Origin of the sequence: Mesorhizobium sp. M0698 (genome assembly GCF_040320455.1) — a bacterium.
Lineage (GTDB): Bacteria > Pseudomonadota > Alphaproteobacteria > Rhizobiales > Rhizobiaceae > Mesorhizobium.
Window position 1 is genome coordinate 46,419 of sequence record NZ_JAMYPQ010000022.1, and the last position, 23,499, is coordinate 69,917.

Genomic DNA, 23,499 nt, shown 5'->3' on the forward strand with positions numbered 1-23,499 from the left:
GCGAAGGAGAGTAACCATGCAGCTTGCCCACATCCCCTTGGATCAGCTCAACATTTCCGCGCTCAACATGCGCCGTGGAAAACGCGCGCCCGACATATCCGACATCCTGCCATCCGTGCGTGCGCGCGGCGTGCTGGTGCCTCTCCTTGTGCGGCCCAATGGCCAGCCGGAAACCTTCGAGATCGTCGCCGGCAGGCGGCGCTATTTCGCCGCCAAATCGCTTGCCGACGAGCGCGGCGAAGGCGATCCCTTGCCCTGCGCCATCATGGAGGACGGTGACGACGCCGATGCGCTGGAAGCCTCGCTGATCGAAAACCTCGCCCGCCTCGATCCTGACGAAGTATCGCAATGGGAGACGTTTTCGCGGCTCGTCAGGCAAGGCCGCACCGTTCCGGACATCGCTGCGACCTTCGGCATCACTGACCTGAAGGTCAAACGCATTCTGGCGCTTGGCTACCTCTTGCCCAAAATCCGCGAAGCCTATCGGCGCGAGGAGATCGACGCCGAGACGGTGCGCCATCTCACCATGGCGTCCAAGGCGCAGCAGAAGGACTGGCTGGCACTCTGTGCCGATCCCGATCAATACGCGCCGCGTGGCTTTCAATTGAAGCAATGGCTGTTCGGCGGCCAGTCGATTTCCACCAAGGTGGCGCTGTTTGCCATCGACGAATATCCCGGCCTGATCACCTCGGACCTGTTCGGCGAGGACAGCTATTTCGCCGATGCCGACCTGTTCTGGCAAAAGCAGAACGAAGCGATTGCCGCCAGACGCGACACCTATCTTAACGACGGCTGGAGCGAGGTGGTGCTGCTGGAGCCGGGCCAATATTTCCACGCATCGGACCACGAGAAGACCCCGAAGAAGAAGGGCGGCAAGGTCGTCATCACTGTCTCGCATCGCGGCGAGGTTGAGTGTCACGAGGGCTGGCTGTCACGCAAGGAAGCGCGCCGCGCCCGCGAGGGCGGCGACCAAGAAGAAACAGCCGCCAAGCCGCCGCGCCCCGAACTCACCGGCCCGATGCAGAACTATGTCGATCTGCATCGCCATGCTGGCGTGCGCGCGGCCATGCTAGACCATCCCGCCGTGGCGCTGCGCCTCGTGGTGGCGCACGCCATCACCGGTTCCGGCCTGTGGCAGGTGCGCCGTGAACCGCAGCGAGGAGCCAACGAGACGGTGACTGCCAGCCTTGCCGGCTGCAAGGCTGAAGCCGCATTCGGCAAAAAGCGGCGCGAAGTGTTGGCCCTGCTCGGATCACCGGATGAGGATGGCGTGGTCGCCGGCGGCAATGGCGACGCCTTTGCTATCGCCGGCGTCTTCGCGCGCCTCTTGGCGCTGTGCGACGACGATGTCATGCGCGTTCTCACCCTTGTCATGGCCGAGAAGCTTGCAGCCGGCAGCGCCGTCATCGAGGCGCTCGGCAACCATCTGAACGTCGATATGGGCACATGGTGGCAACCGGACGATGCCTTCTTCGACCTCTTGCGCGACAAGGAAATCGACAATTCGATGCTGGCCGAGATCGGCGGCAAGCTGGTCGCGGACGGCAATGTCGCCGAGAAGGTCAAGACGCAAACGAAGATCATCCGTGACTTCCTGGCGGGCGAGAATGGCCGCCAGAAGATTGAGACCTGGCTGCCGCGCTGGATGAAATTCCCGGCCGAAAGCTACACCAGCCGCGGCGGCTTCCGCACCGCCGATCAGTGGACACAAGTGCAGCCGCTGTTCGTGCGCGAATAGTCGATCAGGGCCCGAGCGGCGGTTCTCTCGAGTACCGCCGCTCAGGTCGCGCGCGCCGCTCCGGGCCGCGCCGGCTGGCGATTGGTCGTCTTGTCGAGCCAGTGCCGCGCGCGAGAAATCCCGACGCCAACTCGCCCCCATTTCGGCAGCCCTGCACCGCGCCGGGTTGCTTGCCGAGGCGCCCCGCGCATGGGGCCAATTGTCCGATCCGGTTGCCGACAGAGCCCGCGCAGCCGGCGCCCTGCATTGCCGCCTGTTCGTTGTGCCGCCGATCGCGCCACCTGTCTCCATGTGTCTCAGGGACCATTCCCCTGCGGCTGGCTTGACGACCTATGGGCGGATCCGGCCCGCCCGAAACCCTCGCCAGCAGCTTTTTTCCCCGCCGCCTGCGGCGGCTGCCTCGCGCCGCTTCGCTTCAAAAAAGCTGTCCGCTCGGGTCCTCCGCTATCGCTGCGGCCGTCCCGGTTCCGGCGGTCCGGACGCGCCCATCACGGTCCGCCATCGCAGGGGAATGGTCCCCGGCGAGCACCAAAAGGAGACTGAAAATGACCGCGATCGGATACGTCACCAAACAGGAAAACGGCGGCTACAAGGGCCAGCTCAAGACGCTCAGTGTCCGCGCCGACATCGACATCGTGCCCAATCAGGCAAAGAGCGCCGACACCCATCCCGACTTTCGGGTGCTGACGCAAGGGGTCGAAGTAGGGGCCGGCTGGATCCGCACCGGCGAGACCTCCGGCAAGGACTATGTGAGCCTGTCGGTTGCCGCCCCGGAGTTCGGCCCGCGCAAGCTCTACGCCAATCTCGGCCGCGCCGCCGGCCAGGATGACGACGACACATACGCCATCATCTGGAACCCGGTCGACTGAACCGCCAGCCTCGAGCCCCGCGCCGCAACCGGCGCGGGGCTCTTTCGGGAGGGGGCGGCGAAAACTCGCCCCCCACTCTTCGCCCGTCCCCGAAACGATCTCGCTCGCCGATCCTCGCCTTCGCTTGTCCGTAGCGAAACGAGGACCATCATGGACGACGAAAACGAACGCGCGGCCCGCGCCAAGAAGGGCAGTCCGTTTCTCAACACCGCGCAGGCCGCCTTCTATATCGGGCTGTCCCAGCGCACGCTGGAGAAGATGCGGCTCAAAGGCGGCGGCCCGCAATTCCGCAAGCACGGCCGCTATGTCCGCTATCACATCGACGAACTCGACGACTGGTCGAAGGGACGCGCGCAGGAGACCCGGTCCGAGGATGGCGGGCACGATTCCGGCTCGGCCGGTGAGGGAGGCCGCTCATGAGCCGGCGTCCCACTATCCGTCTGATCGGCAGCCATCTGCGGCGCATTCGGGCGCGCAAGACGATTGCCGTGGCCACCATGGGCCTCGGCCTGATCGGCTTCGCCGCTTTCGACAACCCATCGCCTTGGCTGGTCTGGAACGGCTCGGCGAGTGCGCCGGTCGGCCTCTATCGCGTCGCGTCCGGATCGCCGGCTCGTGGCGATCTGGTGCTCGTCCGCCCGCCAAAACCGGTCGCCGATCTCGCCGCCGAACGCTTCTATCTGCCCAGCAATGTGCCGCTGGTCAAGCGCCTTGCCGCAGTGCCTGGCGAGCATGTCTGCGCCTTCGGCGACGCCATCATCATCGGCGGCGAGATTGTCGCGCGCCGGCTGGCAACCGACACGCAGCACCGTCCGCTGCCTTGGTGGAATGCCTGCCGCAAGCTCGCCGCCGACGAGTTTTTCCTGCTCGGCAACGATAGAAACCGCTCCTTCGACAGCCGCTATTTCGGGCCGGTGCCGGCCGAAAATATTGCCGGGAGGCTCGTGCCGCTATGGACCGAGTAACCCTCCTGATGCTGGGCATGGTCGCGATAGCGCCATGCGCCTGTTCCGCCGCGACCGACGCTCAGCCGGCCGCCATCTCCCGTGGTCCGCAGCTGTCAAGATGGCAGCCCTTGGTGGCCGAAGCAAGCCGGCGATTCAGCATTCCACAGGCCTGGATTTATGCCGTCATGGATGCCGAAAGCCGGGGGCAGACAATGGTGGACGGACGGCCGATCACATCGAGCGCCGGCGCCATTGGCCTCATGCAGGTGATGCCCGGCACCTACGAGGAGGTGCGCGCAGAGCTTGGCCTGGGAGCCGATCCGCACGACCCTCGCGACAACATTCTGGCAGGCACTGCCTATCTGCGCGCCATGTATGACCGCTTCGGCTTTCCCGGCCTGTTTGCCGCCTATAACGCTGGGCCGGACCGCTACGAACAGCATTTGCAGCGTGGGCGACCGCTGCCCAGCGAGACGGTTTCGTATCTGGAAGAGCTCAAGGCGGCGGGGATCTCGGCCGCCGACATGGACGCGTTCACCGGCAAATCCCGTTCCGGAAAAGCGCCGGAAATCCCGTCCGGGCAGTCGCTGTTTTTCCTGCGAAACGGTGTTTCCGCGACCGATCCGAATGGCCAAATTGTGGTGCCGCTCGGATCGGAGCGAGCAAGGTCAGGCCGGCCGGATCGCAGGTGAGGGCAGGGGTACCGTGGGTCGGGGCAGGAAGGCAGGGAGGCAGGTCCGCTGAAGGCAAGATAAAGGCATCGCCTCCTGGAGCCGGCGAAGTCTTTGTCTGCACATCGTTTTTCACGGAGGCTGCCTTCAGCGTCAGGAGAGCTGCTGCCGACAAACATGTGATTTTGTTAAAGATTACTAGGAGGCTCAATGCAGGATGAAGAGTTCAAGCCGAGCCTGGGCAAAATCGGATCGCGCGGCTCGAAGGCAGGCAAGCGTTTCGCCGGCCAGATTCGCGCCGCGATCAACCGAGCCGGCGGCGGCAGCGGTCGCCGTGGCCGCTTCATCGGAAGCCGGGCGGGGCGCGGCGGGGCTGCTGCCGCCGTTCTCAGAGCGCGCGATCGCCACGCGGCGTTTCGGCAGCGGCGCGCCGTCGTCAAGGCGCGTATCGTCAAGCTGGCCGGCAAGGGTGTTGACGGGGCACGTGCACACCTTCGCTACCTCCAGCGCGACGGCGTCACCCGGGAAGGCGAGCCTGGCGAGCTCTATAGCGCCGACAGCGACCGCGTCGATGGCAAGGCGTTCATCGATCGTGCCGATGGCGACCGGCATCAGTTCCGCTTCATCGTCGCACCTGAAGACGGCATCGAGTATGACGACCTCAAGCCGCTCACGCGGCGCCTCATGGCGCAGATGGAAGGAGACCTCGGCACCAAGCTCGACTGGGTCGCTGTCGATCATTTCAACACTGGTCATCCGCATACCCATATTATCGTCCGCGGCAAGGACGACCGCGGCGAAAATCTTGTCATCGCGCGAGACTACATCTCGTCTGGAATCCGTGAACAGGCGGCCGAGCTGGTCAGCCTCGACCTTGGCCCGAGAACGGACCGCGAGATCGAGCAACGCCTGCGCCAGGAAATGGAGCGGGAACGCTTCACCAGCATCGATCGGCAGCTGCTCCGCATGCGCGACCATGAGGGGCATGTCTCACCGGCCAGCCGAGACACGTTTCGCCAGACGCTGCAACAGGGCCGCCTGCGCAAGCTCGAGCGGATGGGTCTGGCTGAGGAAGTCGGCTCGGGCCGCTGGCGCCTTGATGGCGAGCTTGAAGCGACGCTGCGCCGCATCGGCGAGCGGGGCGACATCATCAAGACCATGCACCGCGAACTGACCGGCAAGGGGCTCGCCCGCAGTGCCGCCGACTATGTTGTCCATGATCGATCTGCAGAGCAGATGCAGCCTGTCGTTGGCCGCATCGTTGCGCGCGGCCTGGCCGACGAAATCACTGACCGCCATTACCTCGTCGTCGACGGCGTGGACGGCAAAAGCCACTATGTTGATATCGGCAAAGGCGAGGCCACCCAACCGACGCCAGAGGGCTGCATAGTGCGGGTCACGCCGAGGGACACCGGGCCAAGGCAAGTCGACCGCACAATTGCCGAGATCGCCACGGCCAATGACGCGCGCTACAGCATCGATATCCATCTCAAGCATGACCCGTCGGCCACCGAACGCTTTGCCGAAACGCACGTGCGGCGACTGGAGGCGATCCGCCGGGCGACCGGTCGTGTCGAGCGCGAGCCGGACGGCACCTGGATCGTCGCACCGGATCATCTCGACCGTGTGTCTGACTACGAGCGTAAGCGAGCGAGGGCCGAGCCTGTCACGGTTCACAAGCTCTCATCGATGCCGCTGGAGAGACAAGTCAGGTTCGACGGCGCCACCTGGCTCGATCGAGAGCTGGTTTCCGACACACCGGAGGCCTTGCACAGCTCTGGTTTCGGCCGCGATGTCCGAGAGGCGCAAGGCCGCCGACGGCAGTGGCTGATTGCGCAAGGTCTTGCTCGGGAAGAGCAGGACCGGATCGTCTATCGCGCCAACATGCTTTCGATGCTGCGTCAACGTGAGCTGAACCGTGTTGCCGGTCAACTGTCTGACGAACTCGGACTCTCGTATTCCGAAGCGCAGCCTGGTGATCGAATAGAGGGTCGATTGCGCCGCTCGATCGACCTTGCCAGCGGCAAGTACGTCATAGTCGAGAAGGCGCGCGAGTTCACGCTGGTACCATGGAGGCCAGTGCTTGATCGGTCTATTGGCAAGGAGGTGTCTGGTGTCATGGGTGGGGAGGGGATTTCATGGACCATCGGCCGGCAGAGAAGCGGACCAAGCATTTCGTGACATGACTACACAACTTCTTTTGCCCGCCTTGAAACAGGTACTCAGTCCGGACGGAGTTCGCCTGCTAATTGCCCGCGGCATTGATCTCGCGAGGGATAAATGGCTGGTCGTGCAAGACTTATCGTTCGCTCTACAAAAAGCGCCGCGATGATTCATCGTGTTCCATGATTCTGAGCCAAAACCCTCCTGCGCCACCACGGCACTCTTCCCGGTGCCACGGAAGCCGCGCCGACGACGGCGGTGCCGGCCTGGTTGCGCAGGGCTGCCGCCGACCCAAACAGTTGCGGCGCATTGAGGACATTGCAATCACTGCAGGTGCGGCCATCGGCGCGCTCGATGCGATGGTCCGCCAGCTAGAGAGGTGGGCTGGCGCCTGGTGACAGCGCCTAGGGCTTTCGGCGGCCGCGGTACGGCGAGCAGGCTCGCGGCGTCGAGGATGAAGCCGCACTTCGCGATGTTCTTCTGCTCACACGACCGGGAGACGAGTCGGCCCCACGGGCCGGATGCTTGTTGGCCGCTCACAGCGCTGAAGGCGCGGGTTGGGCGGGTGCTTCCTCGTCGTGAGTTGCGGGAAACGGGCGCAGATTTCCTTGACGGCCTTCTTTCCGGCATTGAGCGCAAGACAGGCTGGCTGATGGCTGAGCAATCCGGAGCGGAGCGGCCCTATCGGATGCAGTCGCTGAGGATGGCGTCCTGATCGTCGACGAGACGGGATTTGTGAAGAAGGGCGATCGTTCCGCCGGTGTCGCGCGTCAGTACTCGGGAACGGCGGGGCGGATCGAGAACAGCCAGGTCGGCGTGTTCTTGGCTTACGCGAGCCGCTACGGCCAAGCGCTGGTCGATCGTCGCCTTTATCTGCCGGAGAGCTGGACAAGGGATCGGGCGCGATGTGCCAGAGCGTCGATCCCGGAGATGGTCGAGTTTGCGACCAAGCCAAAGATGGCGCGCGCCATGGTCGAGGCGGCGCTCGATGCCGGCGTCCCGTGCGCTTACGTTCTGGGCGACGCTGTCTACGGGGCGGACAGCAGCCTTCGCCGGATGCTGGAAGCTCGCGAGCAGCCCTATGTCTTGGCGGTTCGAGGCGCTCACTTCATGCGCCGGGGAGGGGATCGTCTGTTTGAGGAAACCTCGCCCGAGGAACTGGCCAGCGAGTTCGAGCCCGACGACTGGGCCTGTCATGCGGCAGGTGAAGGCGCCAAAGGCCCTCGGCTCTACGACTGGGCACGCATCCGCCGCCCTTGGACGTCAAAAGGCGGCTTCGAGCATTGGCTTCTCGTCCGCCGCAAGCGATCGACATCCGGAGAAAAAGCCTACTACCTGGTCTTCGCCCCGCCCGGTTCCTCCTTGGCCGAATTGGCGGCAGTGGCCGGCCTGCGCTGGGCGATCGAGGAGTGCTTTGAGCGCGCCAAGGATGATCTCGGACTTGATCATTGCGAGGCTCGGTCCTGGCACGGATGGCATCGCCACATGAGCCTGTGCATGGCCGCCCTGGCATTCCTCTCGAAGCTATCGGCTGATCTTCGCCGCAGCGCATGGAGCAAACCGAACGAAACGAGTCCAAAGGAGCCAATCGCCGCCTGATCCGGATGGCTGCGCTCGTCCCGAGCGTCCCCGAGATCCGCTATCTCCTCGCCCGGATCCTCATCTTCCCACCGACACAAAAGCCCTTCATCATCGCCTGGTCGCTATGGCGACGACGACATCAGGCTGCGGCCACCATCTGTCACTACAAACGGCATCGGCATCCGCAACTGTAGTACTAAGGTCCGGACTCATAACCGTTGGTCGACTGGCGGCTCTGGTTGCCGTTAATCGCGGGGCGCTGAGCGGGGCTCGATAGGATCAACCGAACCTGCGATACTCAAGGCAATCTGTTGGACTCATGATGCGCATCGTAACCCGTCTCACTGATCGGCTTAAACTGCAGCATCCGATCATCAGCGCGCCGTTGGCATTCGCATCGGGCGGGGAACCCGCAGGTGCGGTCATACAGCCGGAGGGCTTGGGCTTATCGGCGGCGGCTATGGCGACGCTGATTGGCTGACGCGAGAGTTCGAGCGATCTGGCAACCGACCTGTCGGCTGCGGCTTCGTAACTTGGTCACTCGCCAGGAACCCGCGCCTACTGGATAAGGCCCTGGAGCGGCGACCAAGTGCGATTTTCCTATCCTTTGGCGACCCGGCGCCTTTTTCGCCGGCGATACGGGCCGCCGGGGTCCCCTTGATCTGCCAGGTCCAGAGCCTCGACGACGCGCGCCGCGCTCTTGATGCCGGAGCCGACATCGTCGTCGCCCAAGGCGCGGAAGCCGGCGGTCACGGTGAGAAGCGAGCGACATTCACATTTGTTCCGGAGGTCGCGAACTGGTACTGCGACGGGCGCCGGACACGCTCATCTGCGCGGCCGGTGGCATCGCCGATGGTCGTGGGCTCGCAGCGGCGCTGATGCTTGGCGCTGATGGCGTCGTGATGGGATCACGTTTCTGGGCCTCGTTGGAGGCTCTCGTTCATCCAAATCTGCACCAGGCTGCCCTTGCCGCGACCGGAGACGACACGGTTCGAACCTCGGTGATGGACCTAGCGCGCCGCCTGGATTGGCCATCGCGGTTTTCACTGCGCGTTCGGAAGAATGCTTTTACGGAAGCCTGGCACGGCAATGAGGCCCATCTCCTCGCCGACATTGACGCGCAGTCCGCTGCCTACCGCGAAGCGTGGGCAAGCGGCGATCCCACGATAGCCGCGATCATGATTGGTGAGGCCGCCGGCCTCATCCACGACATCGAGCCGGCGAGTGACATACTCCTTCGCACCGTTTCTGAAGCGATCACCCTGCTTCAGGGCGCAAGTTCGCTTCTGTTTGTCGAGGACAACTGTCACAGCCAGTAACCGACCGTAGCGGCGAGGCAGACGGCAGCGAGGAAGTTAGTGGCCGATCGATCGTAGCTGGTGGCAATGCGGCGGAAATCCTTGAGCCGTCCAAACATGGCGTTGCGATCACGGTAGAGGAAGGGGAGAAGCAGTTCTTCCAGCGCCGGTTGGCTTTCGACGGAATGTTCGGCATCGCCCCTTTAGCCTCGACCTTGTGGCGAATGGCATTGGTGTCATAGCCCTTGTCGGCGTGCAGGATTGGGCTCTCGGGCATCTGCTCCAGAAGCAAATCTCCGGCGCTGCAATCGGCGACCTGGCCACCGGTCAAGAGGAAAGCGATCGGGCGGCACAGGCCATCGGTCAGGGCGTGGATCTTCGTGGTTCGCCCACCGCGCGACCGGCCAATCGCCTGATTTTGCTCCCCCCTTTGCCGGCAGAAGCGCAGCGATGCGCCTTCACGGCCGAAGAGTCGATCAGGACCTCAGCCGGAGGACCGCCAGCGCTTGCCGCGCGTGTCGGTTGGCAGCAGCGCCTGCAGCCGCGAAAACTGCTCCTCGGTCAGCCAGAAATAATCGCGATTCATCGGTGGCCTCCCTTTGGAGACCGTGAATCATAAAACCACCGTCAGTGGAACCCTTTATGGGTCCGGACCCTAGCAGGTTGTGACCATTGCTGTGGCAATGCAGCAGTCCTGGATAATAAGTCCAAGATGCCCCGGGTGCGCTTCCACCGCACCACCGGGACCTTCGCTGCAGCTAAATGCAGAAAATCCACGCGCGCGCTGAAGCCCGAAAAGGCGGCGGCGCTGGCGGGTTGAAACTCCAGTCGGGCTACGCCCTCCCTGCGTTCCAACCCGCCAGCATTCTCATCTTGATTGAGGCAACGCTCGCAGCTTCATTGTCGCGCCGCAGGTGGCGGATTCCTCCGTCTGCCCGCTTCACTCCGTGCCCGGCGAGACCCCTCCGCCCCCCTTGCTCCCCGCTGCTCGCCGCGATGCACGGGGACAGGCGACCTGAACCCGTCCCCAAGCCGATCTGATGGCAGAGGCGGTGGGGCTGGACATGGGCCCGTGGTGGACATACGTGCCACACAAATCCTCATGCTCGCCTAACCGGCCGCAAGGTATGGCAATCCGGGCTGACCCGACGAGAGAAGGAGTAGGTCTCGGCCATTCCCGTGTCCGAGCCCAGAAAAGTTACTGGTTTCCTTACGGGCGCGATACAAAGGGCACAGGCTGGACTTGGCTGCCGGGGGCGGGGCTTGTCGACCGCTCGATCGAAAGTGAGAGACGAGGAGGAGAATCACCGACCCGCAGAGCGGCAAGGCGCTCGCCTACCTCCCTGTCAGTCACCGTTAGCCGATGGTTTAGACGAAGATAGTCCGTCCATGTCGGCGTGCGGAATGTCTCGGTCCAAAGAGTCGAGTTCTGAAGATCGCGCTGGAGGGTCCAGTCCCGCGCACCGGCACGGCTCTGAACGCGCCGCCTTTCGCGCATGCAGCTCAGAAATTCCTCGATATTCTCCTCGGGGATCGAGTACTCCACCTTGATCACGATCGGGCCGCTCCTGGGCTTCAAATCGAGGGCCAGTTCTGGTGGCCTGAAGTCGAAGGCCCCTTGATCCGATTCCTCCCATAGCCGTACCGGCAATAGCTTTCCCACAGCTGCAACCAGCAACAGCGCCGCTGCAGCACCTTCCAAAGCCCACGTCAGGGAATAGTACTGCGCGACAGCACCCCAGATCCAGCTGCCGCTGCCATGCCGCCGTAGGTCAGGGCGTAATAGATCGACAGGGTGCGACCAACGACCCACCTTGGGCTTGCCAACTGCACACACACGTCGGTTCCGGTCCAGGTGACAACCCAGCCGGCGCCAGCGATTGCAAGCGCGATCGCTGCTACAGCCACCGATGATGTGAGAGCCAGTAAAAGGCAACACGTTGCGCAAGCAACGGACGCGAGCGTGATCAATCGATTTTGGGACGTGATGCGTCTCAAGTAGCTATTGCCAATGCCCGCGATGAAGGCGCCTGTGCCGAAGCCGGCCAACAGGACGCCGTAAACAATTGGCCCCCCCGCCAGTTGGTCGCGAACCAGGAGGGGGAGCAGAGCAAGGATCGAGATGCTTGACAGCCCGAACAGGGTTGCACGCACGATCGCCACTCTGATCTCCGAGGAGATTGCCGTGAAGCGCATGCCATCATGAATGGCCGTCGTCATCCGCTCGCGCGGAAGAGGCGAAGAACGAACTTGCCACTTGGAGCGCAGGACAGCGCTCAATGGGACCAGGTCGGTCAGCGCAGCGAAGGCGAAAGCCGTAAGGGGGCCCAGCAAAGCCAAAATTACACCGCCCAGCGCCGGTCCTATGCTCCGAACCACGTTGTACCCCACCGACATCAGCGTCACTGCAGCGGGTATGTCGCGCTTTTCCAGGATGTCGCCGACCGAGGCGTGCCAGGCTGGATCATTCAAGGCAAAGCCGCATCCCGCCAAGAAACTCAGTCCCAAGATCAGCCATGGACTGACAAAGCCCAGTCCAACAGAGAGAGCCAGCGCCGTGGATGCCAATGCGATCAGGCAATGTCCGGCAAGCATCACGCCGCGGCGGCTGAAGCTGTCTGCAATCGCTCCAGCAAGGATCGACAAGAAGAAGGCGGGCAGTGTCGATGCAGCCTGCACGAGCGCAACCATCAGATCGGAGGCTGAAATCGTTGCCATAAGCCAGCTTATAGCCACGCTCTGCACCAGCCAGCCAAGGCTGGATATCTGCGTGGCTGTCCAGATCGAACGAAAGACCGGATTCTGAAGAGGGATCAGTGTGTTTGCCGCAAAGGGCGGGGAATCTTGACGCCGCATGACTTCTCACCTCCACCACGTAGTTCTTTCGCTCACTCACTTGCTGACAGCGGTGCGCTTACGCACAGCTGCGTCACAACCAAGTTCCGATATCGCGCTCGCAACAAAGTAAACAAAGTAGATGTCGCATCCACGGTGCTGATGCGCGATGAGTGTGCCAGTTGGGCGTCAGCTGGTCTGGGTCGCGCAGCCCGATGGGGTGCGGTCTGCCCTGCGACTCTTGGTCTTGGACGGTGCTACCGCCCCGATGGCCGGGTTGTCAAACTGCCACGGTGCTAGCAGCGCCCATCCCATCCTGACAGGCATGAGCATATGACGCAGCGCATCGCTGGTATCGGAGGCGGGTGCAAGATCAAGGGTGGCATCGTCCTGACAAGTACGAGCTGGTGGACGCCTTTGCCCGACCTATCACATCGGCGATTTATGGGGCCGCCGTTCAACTCGTTGGTCTATGCACAAAAAACATAATACGCTTGAAAAGACGTTTCGGGCCGGTGCCGGGGCCGAGGAGGGGGCTGAAGCCTTCACTATCGTCATCCCGCCGCCGAATGTCACCGGCTCGCTGCATATGGGCCACGCGCTCAACAACACGCTGCAGGACATTCTGGTGCGCTTCGAGCGCATGCGCGGCAAGAACGTTCTTTGGCAACCAGGCATGGACCATGCCGGCATCGCCACGCAGATGGTGGTCGAGCGCCAGCTGATGCAAAATCAGATCCACCGCCGCGACCTGACGCGCGATGAGTTCATCGACAAGGTATGGGAATGGAAGGCAGAATCCGGCGGCGCCATCCTCAACCAGCTGAAGCGGCTCGGGGCCTCGGCCGACTGGAGCCGGGAGCGCTTCACCATGGACGAGGGCCTGTCCAAGGCCGTGCTCGAAGTGTTCGTGACGCTCTACAAGGAAGGGCTGATCTACAAGGACAAGCGCCTTGTGAACTGGGACCCGAAGCTGTTGACCGCCATCTCGGATCTCGAGGTCGAGCAGCAGGAAGTCAACGGCAACCTCTGGCACTTCCGCTATCCGGTCGAAGGCATGACCTTCGATCCGGAAAATCCGAAGACCTTCATTACCGTTGCGACGACCCGGCCGGAGACGATGCTGGGCGATACGGCCGTCGCAGTCCACCCCGACGATGAACGTTTCCGGCATCTTGTCGGCAAGAACCTCATCCTGCCGATCGTTGGCCGCAGGATCCCGGTGGTGGCGGACGAGTATTCCGATCCCGAAAAAGGCAGCGGCGCGGTCAAGATCACGCCGGCGCATGACTTCAACGATTTCGAGGTCGGCAAGCGCCACCGGCTGCCGGCGGTCAACATCCTCACCGTCAATGCGGCGGTGAGCCTCAAGGACAATGAGGACTTTCTGGCCGGACTGGAAGTGACGCCGGAGCGCCAGGCGGTCTGGGGCGAGCTCGACGGTCTCGACCGTTTAGTCGCGCACAAGAAGATCGCCGAGCTGATGCAGACCGGCGGTTTCCTCGAAAAGGTCGAGCCGCATCGCCAGGCCTGAAGCGGCGGTTGCGGCGATCCTGAACAAGGTGCGGTCTCTCCGCGCCAACGCATCCGACACCGAGATTTTCGATCGAAATCTAAGCATCGTCGAAGATGCTTTGCCTGATCTAGGCGCCCAACCGTAGCAGGCCGCATTGCTGCGCCAGCCGCCACGTAAAGCGCTGCCAGAGTTCTTGCACCCGCGTCATTCGGCTGCCGCTTTGAAGGTTCCGCCTAGGGCCTGCATCAGATCATCGACAATGTCCTGAGGATGCTCAAGTCCCACTGAGATTCGCAGTAATCCGCCTGGCGCCTTGGACTTGGCACCCTCGACGGATGCGCGATGCTCAATCAGAGAGTGCGTCCCGCCAAGGCTTGTCGCCCGGGCAACAACCTCGAGGCGGCCGGCCACAGCCATCGCAGCATCGGCTCCGCCTTTGACGATAAAGGATAGCATCGCTCCGTAATGGCTCATTTGCCGCTTAGCGAGATCGTGTCCCGGATCAGTTTGCAGGCCAGGAAAAAGTACTTTTTCGACACGCGGATGAGACGCCAAAGCCTCAGCAACCTTCTGGGCGCCTTCGCAATGCGCGCGCACGCGTACCGACAATGTCTGCAGGCCCCGCAATGCCAGCCAACAGTCGAATGGCGCTGCGACGCTGCCCTTGTGTCTCTGGACCATCCGCAGTGGGCGACCGAGGGGTGACGAGTGCGGGACAATGACGACGCCCGCCATCAAGTCCGAGTGGCCGCCGATGTACTTTGTCGCCGAGTGCATGACCGCGTCCGCCCCAACTTCGAGGGGCCGTTGAAGCACTGGAGTTGCCCACGTGTTGTCCACTACGGCCAAGGCGCCAGCCTCGTGCGCGATTTTGCAGATGGCCGAAATGTCGACAACGCGGATCATCGGGTTTGACGGCGTCTCGACCCAGACGAGGCCAGTCCGCTTCGACGTGACCGCGGCGCGCACGGCATCCAGATCGCGCATGTCGACGGCCGCAAAGTCGAAGCGAGATCCAATGTCGGTCTCGTCAATCAGCGAACGAATGCCGAAATACATGTCATCCGGCAGAACGATCCGACCCGTCGACGGATGGCTCTCAAAGACTGCAGCGATTGCAGCCATGCCCGACGCGAAGGCAATGCCATCTTCTCCGCCCTCGAGCGCGGCCATGGCCATTTCGAACGCGTTGCGCGTCGGATTTCCATCCCGCGTGTATTCGAATCCGGAAGGAAACGAGCCGTCGACGCTACGTCGGAACGTCGTGCTGGTGTGCAGCGGCAGGGACACCGCCCCTGTGGAAGCGTCGACAGCTCGGCCGCAATGGATCGCCTTTGTTTCAAAACGCATCGGTCATTTCCTCGCTAACGGGGCAGTTGCACAATTTCAGGCCGGTCATTATATTGACCGTAATAAGTGAGCCGAGGCACTAAGTCAATATAATGACCGATGTTACGACAGCGTTGGACCCCGAGCGGGTGCTTGGCCAAGCGATAGCGGTTCGGATCCGACAATTGAGGCGCGACCAAAACCTGACCCTGGATCGACTGGCAAAACTGAGCGGCTTATCCAAGGGAACCGTCGTCACGCTGGAGCAAGGCAAGGCGAACCCCAGCATCGGCATACTTTGCCGACTGGCGGCGGCGTTTTCGCTTTCGGTGGCCGATTTGTTGAATGACCATCCTTCCACAGTTCGCCTTCCTATTGAGCGGACAGAGACGAGGACGCTTTGGACAAGCGCTAAAGGAAGCTTTGCACAACTTCATTCATCGATCTCGGGACGAACGATGTTCGAACTGTGGAGCTGGGCCATTATGCCGGGCGACGTGTTTTCCGCAGATGCTCATAGTCCGGATACGCGCGAGCTGATCTCGGTGACTCAGGGGTCCCTAAGTGTCGTGGTGGGTACCCACGCAGTAATTTTGAGCCAAGGCGAGAGTGTGCGGCTTGTCACTGACCAACCGCACTCATACGCGGCGGCATCTGATCTGCCTGCCCACTTCTCGATGGCAGTTCTTGAGCATGGTGGACAGCGAGATCCGGGGCCCTCTTCGCCGGCAACGAAGATGCCCGGGCCCGTTCCGCAAGACACCGCCGCTCGCTAACGACCGCCCATTCGCGACAGGAGATCCACCGTTGTACGTTCCGCCCCATTTTGCCGTCCCCGATCACAACACCCTGCTTGACCTAATCGGGAGACATCCGCTCGGTATCCTGGTCACCCACAGCAAAGGCACACTCGACGCGAACCACATTCCCTTCGAGCTTGACCGCTCGAAGGGAGACAAAGGCGTCCTCAATTGCCATGTTGCACGCAAAAATCCAGTCTGGGAGGAAGTTGCCAATGGCGATGAAGTCCTCGTTATCTTCCGTGCGGCCGACGCTTACATCTCGCCGAACTGGTATCCAAGCAAGCATGAATTCCATAAGCAGGTGCCCACATGGAACTATCTCGTCGTCCACGCCCACGGACGCATCACTGTCCGGGATGATGAGCGCTATGTGCGCCGTAACGTGGCGAAGCTCACTCACATGCATGAAGCCTCGCAGCCTGCCCCGTGGAAGATGGGCGACGCGCCGAAGGACTTCATTGACACGATGGTTAAGGGGATCGTCGCCCTGGAAATCGAGATCACCGGCCTGGTTGGTAAATCAAAACTCAGCCAGAACAAAGAGGTGCGCGACATTCAGAACGCTGGTGAAATGCTGAATGCCCGAGGCGTCAATGGGATGGGAGAAGCGATGCTCGCGGCTGCGGCGGCCAAATCCCGATAGCATCTATCTTGTCCCGACAAGCCGCTGGTGCTGGATTTCCAAGGGGTGACCTTGAGAGACAAATGCTTCGGCCAGCACCTGACCACCCGCTATGCGGCAGATGGACAAGAACTCAGGCCGCCATCGCCAGCCACATCCGCAATGCCGCCGGATCGATGGAAGCTGCTTACCCCGCCAGCCTTTCCGGTCATGTCGCCTGGGTCGTCAATACCTCGAACAGCAGCCTGGCGCTTAAACCGAGTTGCGTGTTCGGTATGGCGGCGCAGCGGTTTCGAGATCGGAGCCGACTGGCAGCGAACGCCACCCCCACGGTGGCGATGCCTCGCAGCCAGGTTGGATGACCAAGCAGCCGGAATGTTCGGCAGGCTTGCACCCGCTTCAGATGCGAGACGGGTCAAGACGATCATCCTGCAAACGTCACGCGGCGGTGGGCCGGTTTCGAAAAGGGCCGGCCCCGGCCGTTCATACAAGTGGAGTTGGGGGCGGGGCCGGATCAAGCCTATCGGGTCGAACCCGCCGGGACCGCGCGTACATCATCCCGGCAACGCCAGGCGCTCGTCCGGGCCATGCGGGCTTCGGCTTGGCGCGCCGAATGTCTGGACCGGCATCGCGGAGCATGGCGCACCAGTCTCCCACATTGTACGTAGTCGCCATGCTGCCCCTGGCCAGATCGCAAATGACGCACGGCTTGTTCGCGATGGCGAGCTGAAGCACGTTGACGGCCGTGCCGGGCGATGCGCCGTCCCAGACTATCATCCCAAAGTCCGCGCGTCGCGCCATCTCCCGGTCTTTGGCGGCTGGATCCAGTATCCTCTAGCGCCTTCACGAGACGGGACCTGGTAGGCAGCCCAGTCGCCCAGATTATTGCTAGCTTCCTCGCTCTGACCGCCGTCTCCCTCTGGCCCTGCGTGAGGGATCGTCATCCGGCTGCAGGCCGGCGCGCCCGGACGCTGCCGCTACGGGAGGCGCTACGCGCGTGGAGCTAGTGGCCTTTGTCGGCCAGCCAGAGGCCCACGTCCTGGATCGAGCGCATGAGCACCGACGGATTGTCCCGCGCGGGAATGAAGCCCCAGCTCTGCCAGTAGCGCTCGGCCTCGGCGTCGATCGCCCGCACCACCACTGCGCGGCCGCCGACGATGTCGGCGCCGGCGACGCAGCGATGCAGCGCGTCCTTGACCAGGCCGCTGCCGATGCCTTGTCCGGCATAGCGATGGTCGACGGCGAGTTGTCCAATCAACAGGCAGGGGATCGGATCGGGCGGGCGTCCGGTGCGGATGGCGCGCGGTGCGCTGTTTGGCTGGATCACGCCCGGCGCGAGGCCGTAATAGCCGACGACTGTTCCCTCATCGTGAACGACCAGGACCCGGGTAAAGCCGCGGACCTGGTTCGTTCGCGCGAAGCCGGCCAGCCAAGCGTTCAGCGCCGGCTTGCCGCAATCGAAGCTGTCGAGGCGGTGCGCGTCGTCGAGGAGTTCGATGCCTGAAAGCGCCACCTAGCGGTCCCAGGGCGGGGACCGACGCAGCCGCTCGGCCGCCTTCGGCGGGGGCGCAGCGGCGGGGGCTGAGATCGCCTGCATGAAGGCGTCATAAGCTTCCGGGGACACGCGGATGACGGTTTCGTTGAGGATGGCCGTCTGCGCCTCGTGCAGCGCGGCGCGCCGCATGAACTCCGTGCGCGACAGGCCGAGCAGCTCCGCGCCGCGGTCGATGATGGTGAGATCATCGTCGCGAAACCGCATCGAGACGGGTGTTTCCTTCCTGGTGGCTGTGGTGGCCATGGCGCGCTCCTGTGCTGCGGACGTATATACGGTAGTGTAACGCGGAACGCAATACTTCGTTCCCTGGTGACGTCTCGTGGACGGATGGCCTCAGGACTCCTCGCGGCATCGGTTCTTCTCGGCTTCTCGCCTGCAATCGCCATTGCCGCAACCCAGAGCAAGGTGGCTTTGGTCAGCTCCGGCGGATCAATTACGGCTTAGGACGCGCATGTGTTCTTATCGGCCGGATGAGCGGCTCCAGAAGCGAAGTCGCTGCCATGACTGTCGCCGGACGAGCCCCGGCTATGCCGAACCCTGATGAACATCTGACGCGATGGCGACTTTCGGGCCGTCACGCCACAAAGGAGGAACGGCTATGAAGGCTGGGCGGCCGGCACTTTCATTCTCAGGCGCCGCTCTATGCCACCTGCCGGCCAAGCGCAGTTGGCACAAATCTTGAACCTCTCTTTGCGCGGCGGCAGGAGCTGCAATCGCACGTTCGGCCTCACGCAATGAAAGACCGGTCACGACCGCGGCACGTGCAGCCTCAGACAAACCAGTCTGCATTTTATTCAACGGCTTAGCTGCGAGTGCGGCGGCGCGCGGCCGAACATCACCGTGTCGCGGATGCGACAAACCCGACAACAGCGGTTTCAACGCAAGCGGCGACGAGTAGATGGTGCAAATCCCGCGATTCCCAGTCTGCTGTAGCCGCGCAGGCCAAGCGCGATCTGCTCGGCCGTCCTGACAAGCCGCGCGTGGCTCTGGGCGAGGTCGGTCGAGGCCCGCCGAAATCCCGTCGGCACCCGCCGCCAGGCCTCTTCGCTCGTCTCGCCGCATCGCGGAAACTTTGTTCGAAATCTGCCAGCCCGGTTTCCACTCCTTTGCCGGCGACCGGAACAAGTCAACGCCTCGAAGAGCATCTGAGTTTTGAATTTATTCGGCTTTTTAACTCTGGCATCGGACTTGCTCCGCCTTCGCATGTCCGCGGCACCAGGAGACGCCGCCGCCTGTGGAGGAAGGCCTGATGCAACAAACATTCTACGAGGTCATGCGCCGACAGGGGATCACCCGCCGAAGTTTCCTGAAATTCTGCAGCCTGACGGCGGCTTCCCTCGGCCTTGGACCGGCCTTTGCGCCGAAAATAGCTTACGCGATGGAGTCCAAGCCGCGCATTCCGGTGCTGTGGCTGCACGGGCTTGAATGCACTTGCTGCTCCGAAAGCTTCATCCGCTCGGCGCACCCGCTCGCCAAGGACGTCGTGCTGTCGATGCTTTCACTCGATTATGACGACACGCTCATGGCGGCCGCCGGCCATCAGGCCGAGGCGATCGTCGACGAGGTCGTCGAACAGTACAAGGGCAACTACATCCTCGCGGTCGAAGGCAATGCGCCGCTCAACGAGGACGGCATGTTCTGCATCATCGGCGGCAAGCCCTTCGTCGACCAGCTCAACCATGCCGCCTCCAACGCCAAGGCGATCATCTCCTGGGGCTCCTGCGCCTCCTGGGGCTGCGTGCAGGCCGCGCGGCCGAACCCGACGCGGGCCACGCCCGTCCATAAGGTTCCGGGCCTGCCGGACAAGCCGATCATCAAGGTTCCCGGCTGCCCGCCGATCCCAGAAGTGATGACGGCCGTCATCACCTACATCCTGACCTTTGAAAAATTCCCAGAGCTCGACCGGCAGGGCCGGCCGAAGATGTTCTACAGCCAGCGCATCCACGACAAATGCTATCGGCGCCCGCATTTCGACGCCGGCCAGTTCGTCGAGTCCTTCGATGACGAGGGCGCGCGCAAGGGCTATTGCCTCTACAAGGTCGGCTGCAAGGGACCGACCACTTACAACGCCTGCTCGACGGTGGGCTGGAACGGCGGCCTCTCCTTCCCGATCCAGGCCGGCCATCCCTGCATCGGCTGCTCCGAGGACGGCTTCTGGGACAAGGGCGATTTCTACAGCCGCCTGACCCGCGTCCACGGCTTCGGCATCGAGGCCGATGCGCCGACAGGATCGGCACGACGGCCGCGACCCTCATCGGCGCCGCCGCGGCCGCGCATGCGGCGGCGAGCGTGGTCAAGCGGATGCGCGAAAAGGGAGGGAACAAGTGATGGTCATCCAGACGCCGAACGGCTTCAATCTCGACACCTCCGGCCAGCGCGTGGTCGTCGATCCGGTCACGCGGATCGAAGGCCATATGCGCTGCGAGGTGAACATCGACGAGAACAACATCATCCGCAACGCGGTCTCGACCGGCACCATGTGGCGCGGGCTCGAGGTCATCCTCAAGGGCCGCGACCCGCGCGACGCCTGGGCCTTCACCCAGCGCATCTGCGGCGTGTGCACCGGCACGCACGCGCTCACCTCGGTGCGTGCGGTCGAGGACGCACTGGGCATCATAATCCCGGAGAACGCCAATTCGATCCGCAACATCATGCAGCTCTCGTTGCAGGTGCACGATCATCTGGTCCACTTCTACCACCTGCACGCGCTCGACTGGGTCAATCCGGTTAACGCATTGAGAGCCGACCCGAAGGCGACGTCGGAGCTGCAGCAGGCGGTTTCGCCGAGCCACCCGATGTCCTCGCCGGGCTATTTCCGTGACATCCAGAACCGGCTGAAGAAGTTCGTCGAGAGCGGCCAGCTCGGGCCGTTCAAGAACGGCTACTGGACCAACCCGGCCTATCTGCTGCCGCCGGAGGCCAATCTGATGGCGGTGACGCACTATCTGGAAGCGCTTGACTTCCAGAAGGAGATCATGACGACGCGCACGATCTTCGGCGGCAAGGACATCCATCCCAACTGGCTGGTGGGGGGCGTGCCTTGTGCGATCAACATCGACGGTGAGATGGCGGCCGGCGCGCCGATCAACATGGAGCGGCTGAACTACGTCCGCAGCGTCATCGAGCGCGCCATCGCCTTCGTCGACAACGTCTACATCCCCGACATCATCGCGATCGGCAGTCTCTACAAGGGCTGGCTCTATGGCGGCGGGCTGTCGGGCAAGAGCGTTCTTGCCTATGGCGACATCCCCGACAAAGCCAACGACTATTCGGCAGCCAACCTGATGATGCCCCAGGGCGCGATCATCGATGGCAACCTCAAAGAGGTGCTGCCCGTTGACGTGCGCGATCCCGAGCAGATCCAGGAGTTTGTGCCCCACTCTTGGTACAAATACCCGGACGAGGCGAAGGGCCTGCATCCATGGGATGGTATCACGGAGCCGAACTATCAGCTCGGGCCGAATGCCAAGGGCACGCGCACCGACATCCGCGAAATCGACGAGAGCGCGAAATATTCCTGGATCAAGGCGCCGCGCTGGCGCGGCCATGCGATGGAGGTAGGGCCGCTCGCCCGCTATGTCGTCGGCTACGTCCAGGGCCACGAGGAGATCAAGGAGCAGGTCGACTCGACGCTGCGGGCACTCGGCGTACCGCTGACGGGGCTGTTCTCGACGCTCGGCCGCACCGCTGCGCGCGCGCTGGAAGCACAGTGGGCGGCCCGCAAGCAGGTCTACTTCATGGACAAGCTGATCGCCACCATCAAGGCTGGAGACAGCTCGACGGCCAATACCCAGAAATGGGATCCGAAGTCCTGGCCCGCCGAAGTCAAGGGGGTCGGCTTCACCGAAGCGCCGCGCGGGGCGTTGGGCCACTGGATACGCATCAAGAACGGCCGGATCGAAAACTACCAATGCGTCGTGCCGACCACCTGGAACGGCTCGCCACGCGACCATGCCGGCAATATCGGCGCCTTCGAAGCGTCGCTGATGGAGACCAAGGTGGAGCGGCCGGAGGAGCCGGTCGAGATCCTGCGGACGATCCACAGCTTCGATCCGTGCCTTGCCTGTTCGACCCATGTCATGGGTCCGGACGGACAGGAACTTGCCAATGTCAAAGTGCGCTAGGGGAGGAATCGAAATGAGACACGCTATCCTGAAACTTGGCGCCGCAGCTTCGCTCGCGGTCCTTGCCAGCCCGGCGCTCGCCCATGTCGGCGCAGGGCATGCCGACGGGTTCGCCGCCGGCATCGCCCATCCGCTGATGGGACTCGACCACCTTCTCGCCATGGCGGCGGTCGGGGTCTGGTCGGCGGTGGCCATGCCGTCGCGGGTCCTGGTGGCCCAGCAACCTTCGTGGCGATGATGATGACGGGTGCGGCGTTGGCCTTTGCCGGCATCCGCCTGCCAGCGGTCGAAGGCATGATCGCGCTATCCGTGCTTGCTCTCGGCATCATGATCGTCGCCGGTGCCGGCCTTCCCGGCATGCTCGGCATCGGCCTTGCCGGGTTCTTCGCCCTCTTCCATGGCCATGCCCATGCGAGCGAGACGACCGGCGCGGCACTTGCCTATATTGCCGGCTTCACGCTCTCGACCGCGGCGCTGCATCTGGCCGGCACCGGCACCGGCATCGGCCTCAGGCTCGCGTCGTCGCCTTGGGCGCGCGCCGGGCTCGGCATGGTCATTGCCGGCTCGGGCGCTACGCTCGTGTTCGGCGGCTAGGGGGCGGCCATGAGCGCGAGCCAAACTCCGCATGGCGAAGAAGGGGTCTATGTCTACGAGGCGCCGCTGCGCCTCTGGCACTGGGTCAATGCCTTCGCCATCCTCATGCTTGCCGGCACCGGCTACCTGATCGGCTCGCCGCCGCCGGCGGTTGGCGGCGAGGCGAGTTCCAGTTTCCTCTTCGGCTGGATACGCTACCTGCATTTCGTTGCGGGCTATGTCCTGATCGTCGGCTTCGCATTCCGCATCTACTGGGTCTTCGCCGGCAACGAGCATTCCCGGCAGATATTCCTCCCGCCTGTCTGGAACGGACGGTTCTGGAAGGAGCTCTGGCACGAGGTGCTCTGGTACGCCATGCTGGTGAGCGAGCATGAAGTGTTCCGGGCACAACCCGCTCGCGACGCTCGCCATGCACTTCCTGTTCGTCTGGTTCACCATCTTCATGATCGTGACCGGACTGGCGCTCTACGGCGAGGGGGCCGGCATGGGGTCCTGGCAGTACGACCTGTTCTCGAGCTGGGTCATCCCACTTCTCGGTCAGAGTCAGGACGTGCATACCTGGCACCATCTCGGCATGTGGGTGATCATCTGCTTCGTGATCATCCATATCTATGCCGCGGTGCGCGAGGACATCATGTCGAAGCAGTCGATCATCTCCTCGATGTTCTCCGGCTGGCGGACCTTTCGCGGCAACGGCGCGCCTCGTGATTCCCACTAGGACTTTCGCGACCTCACCTGCCGGGGGGGGGGGGGGGGGGGGGGGGGGGGGGGGGGGGGGGCGACGCACACGCCGCCCCCCAGGCCGCGAGGCGCCGAGGGCGGGGGGGGGGGGGTGGTAGGTATAGGAGGGGGGG

The 23,499-nt window shown here is 63.2% G+C and carries 16 protein-coding genes and 6 pseudogenes; 17 read left to right on the plus strand and 5 right to left on the minus strand.

Going from position 1 to position 23,499, the window contains the following annotated elements:
- Positions 1-16 precede the first annotated feature (16 nt).
- The 9 genes and pseudogenes from NKI16_RS29060 (at position 17) to NKI16_RS29105 (ending at position 9,288) form a co-directional block, all read left to right on the plus strand.
- Complete coding sequence (locus NKI16_RS29060) at positions 17-1,738, plus strand: ParB/RepB/Spo0J family partition protein (RefSeq protein ID WP_352854429.1); 1,722 nt, start codon at positions 17-19, stop codon at positions 1,736-1,738.
- A 545-nt stretch (positions 1,739-2,283) separates the two neighbouring features.
- Complete coding sequence (locus tag NKI16_RS29065; protein ID WP_352828590.1) at positions 2,284-2,607, plus strand: DUF736 domain-containing protein; 324 nt, start codon at positions 2,284-2,286, stop codon at positions 2,605-2,607.
- Positions 2,608-2,757: 150 nt separating this feature from the next.
- The gene (locus NKI16_RS29070) at positions 2,758-3,027 is read left to right on the plus strand and encodes a helix-turn-helix transcriptional regulator (protein WP_352818463.1); all 270 of its coding nucleotides are present in this window, start codon (positions 2,758-2,760) and stop codon (positions 3,025-3,027) included.
- A complete protein-coding gene (gene lepB / locus NKI16_RS29075) occupies positions 3,024-3,572 on the plus strand; it encodes a signal peptidase I (RefSeq protein WP_352828587.1) in 549 nt (182 codons plus the stop codon). Before NKI16_RS29070 ends, lepB begins: the two co-directional genes overlap by 4 nt.
- The gene (locus NKI16_RS29080) at positions 3,560-4,246 is read left to right on the plus strand and encodes a lytic transglycosylase domain-containing protein (protein ID WP_352854431.1); all 687 of its coding nucleotides are present in this window, start codon (positions 3,560-3,562) and stop codon (positions 4,244-4,246) included. Before lepB ends, NKI16_RS29080 begins: the two co-directional genes overlap by 13 nt.
- Positions 4,247-4,435: 189 nt before the next feature.
- Positions 4,436-6,406, plus strand: a complete 1,971-nt coding sequence (gene rlxS / locus NKI16_RS29085; RefSeq protein WP_352924049.1) for a relaxase/mobilization nuclease RlxS — start codon at positions 4,436-4,438, stop codon at positions 6,404-6,406.
- Between the two features lie 454 nt (positions 6,407-6,860).
- Positions 6,861-7,987: pseudogene (locus NKI16_RS29095) on the plus strand (IS701 family transposase).
- Between the two features lie 576 nt (positions 7,988-8,563).
- Positions 8,564-8,848, plus strand: a complete 285-nt coding sequence (locus NKI16_RS29100; RefSeq protein WP_352924053.1) for a nitronate monooxygenase — start codon at positions 8,564-8,566, stop codon at positions 8,846-8,848.
- Positions 8,848-9,288 (plus strand): nitronate monooxygenase family protein, encoded by a 441-nt coding sequence (locus tag NKI16_RS29105; RefSeq protein WP_352828406.1) that lies wholly within the window; start codon positions 8,848-8,850, stop codon positions 9,286-9,288. The genes NKI16_RS29100 and NKI16_RS29105 overlap by 1 nt, the downstream gene beginning before the upstream one ends.
- Here the strand turns inward: NKI16_RS29105 and NKI16_RS29110 are convergent.
- A pseudogene (locus NKI16_RS29110) lies at positions 9,276-9,777 on the minus strand (IS5 family transposase); the annotation flags it as partial. The gene NKI16_RS29105 and the pseudogene NKI16_RS29110 sit on opposite strands and share 13 nt — an antisense overlap.
- Positions 9,778-10,477: 700 nt before the next feature.
- Positions 10,478-12,123, minus strand: a pseudogene (locus NKI16_RS29115) (MFS transporter).
- 451 nt (positions 12,124-12,574) lie between these two features.
- Here NKI16_RS29115 and NKI16_RS29120 point away from each other — a divergent pair.
- A pseudogene (locus NKI16_RS29120) lies at positions 12,575-13,633 on the plus strand (class I tRNA ligase family protein); the annotation flags it as partial.
- Between the two features lie 189 nt (positions 13,634-13,822).
- Here the strand turns inward: NKI16_RS29120 and NKI16_RS29125 are convergent.
- Entirely contained in the window at positions 13,823-14,968 is a 1,146-nt protein-coding gene (locus NKI16_RS29125; RefSeq protein WP_023679121.1) for a trans-sulfuration enzyme family protein, read from the minus strand.
- 92 nt (positions 14,969-15,060) lie between these two features.
- Here NKI16_RS29125 and NKI16_RS29130 point away from each other — a divergent pair, with 92 nt between their 5' ends.
- Together NKI16_RS29130 and NKI16_RS29135 are read left to right on the plus strand one after the other, a co-directional pair.
- Positions 15,061-15,723, plus strand: a complete 663-nt coding sequence (locus NKI16_RS29130; protein ID WP_352572066.1) for a helix-turn-helix domain-containing protein — start codon at positions 15,061-15,063, stop codon at positions 15,721-15,723.
- Positions 15,724-15,754: 31 nt separating this feature from the next.
- Positions 15,755-16,393 carry an FMN-binding negative transcriptional regulator gene (locus NKI16_RS29135; protein WP_023679119.1) on the plus strand — a complete coding sequence of 213 codons (639 nt, stop codon included), beginning with the start codon at positions 15,755-15,757 and terminating at the stop codon, positions 16,391-16,393.
- A gap of 982 nt (positions 16,394-17,375) precedes the next feature.
- Here NKI16_RS29135 and NKI16_RS29140 read toward each other — a convergent pair.
- Both NKI16_RS29140 and NKI16_RS29145 read right to left on the minus strand, forming a co-directional pair.
- Positions 17,376-17,885 carry a GNAT family N-acetyltransferase gene (locus NKI16_RS29140; RefSeq protein ID WP_023679117.1) on the minus strand — a complete coding sequence of 170 codons (510 nt, stop codon included), beginning with the start codon at positions 17,883-17,885 and terminating at the stop codon, positions 17,376-17,378.
- Positions 17,886-18,170 (minus strand): type II toxin-antitoxin system TacA family antitoxin, encoded by a 285-nt coding sequence (locus tag NKI16_RS29145; RefSeq protein ID WP_023679116.1) that lies wholly within the window; start codon positions 18,168-18,170, stop codon positions 17,886-17,888.
- 1,006 nt (positions 18,171-19,176) lie between these two features.
- On the opposite strand from NKI16_RS29145, the pseudogene NKI16_RS29150 reads away from it, so the two are divergent.
- From NKI16_RS29150 to cybH, 5 genes and pseudogenes are all read left to right on the plus strand, one after another.
- Positions 19,177-20,255 (plus strand): annotated as a pseudogene (locus NKI16_RS29150) (hydrogenase small subunit).
- Entirely contained in the window at positions 20,255-22,051 is a 1,797-nt protein-coding gene (locus NKI16_RS29155; protein WP_023679114.1) for a nickel-dependent hydrogenase large subunit, read from the plus strand. Before NKI16_RS29150 ends, NKI16_RS29155 begins: the two are co-directional and overlap by 1 nt.
- A 13-nt stretch (positions 22,052-22,064) precedes the next feature.
- Complete coding sequence (locus NKI16_RS29160; RefSeq protein WP_051406206.1) at positions 22,065-22,289, plus strand: HupE/UreJ family protein; 225 nt, start codon at positions 22,065-22,067, stop codon at positions 22,287-22,289.
- Positions 22,286-22,645 carry a HupE/UreJ family protein gene (locus NKI16_RS29165; RefSeq protein WP_352924055.1) on the plus strand — a complete coding sequence of 120 codons (360 nt, stop codon included), beginning with the start codon at positions 22,286-22,288 and terminating at the stop codon, positions 22,643-22,645. The genes NKI16_RS29160 and NKI16_RS29165 overlap by 4 nt, the downstream gene beginning before the upstream one ends.
- 9 nt (positions 22,646-22,654) lie before the next feature.
- Positions 22,655-23,363, plus strand: a pseudogene (cybH, locus tag NKI16_RS29170) (Ni/Fe-hydrogenase, b-type cytochrome subunit).
- The last annotated feature ends 136 nt before the right edge of the window (positions 23,364-23,499 follow it).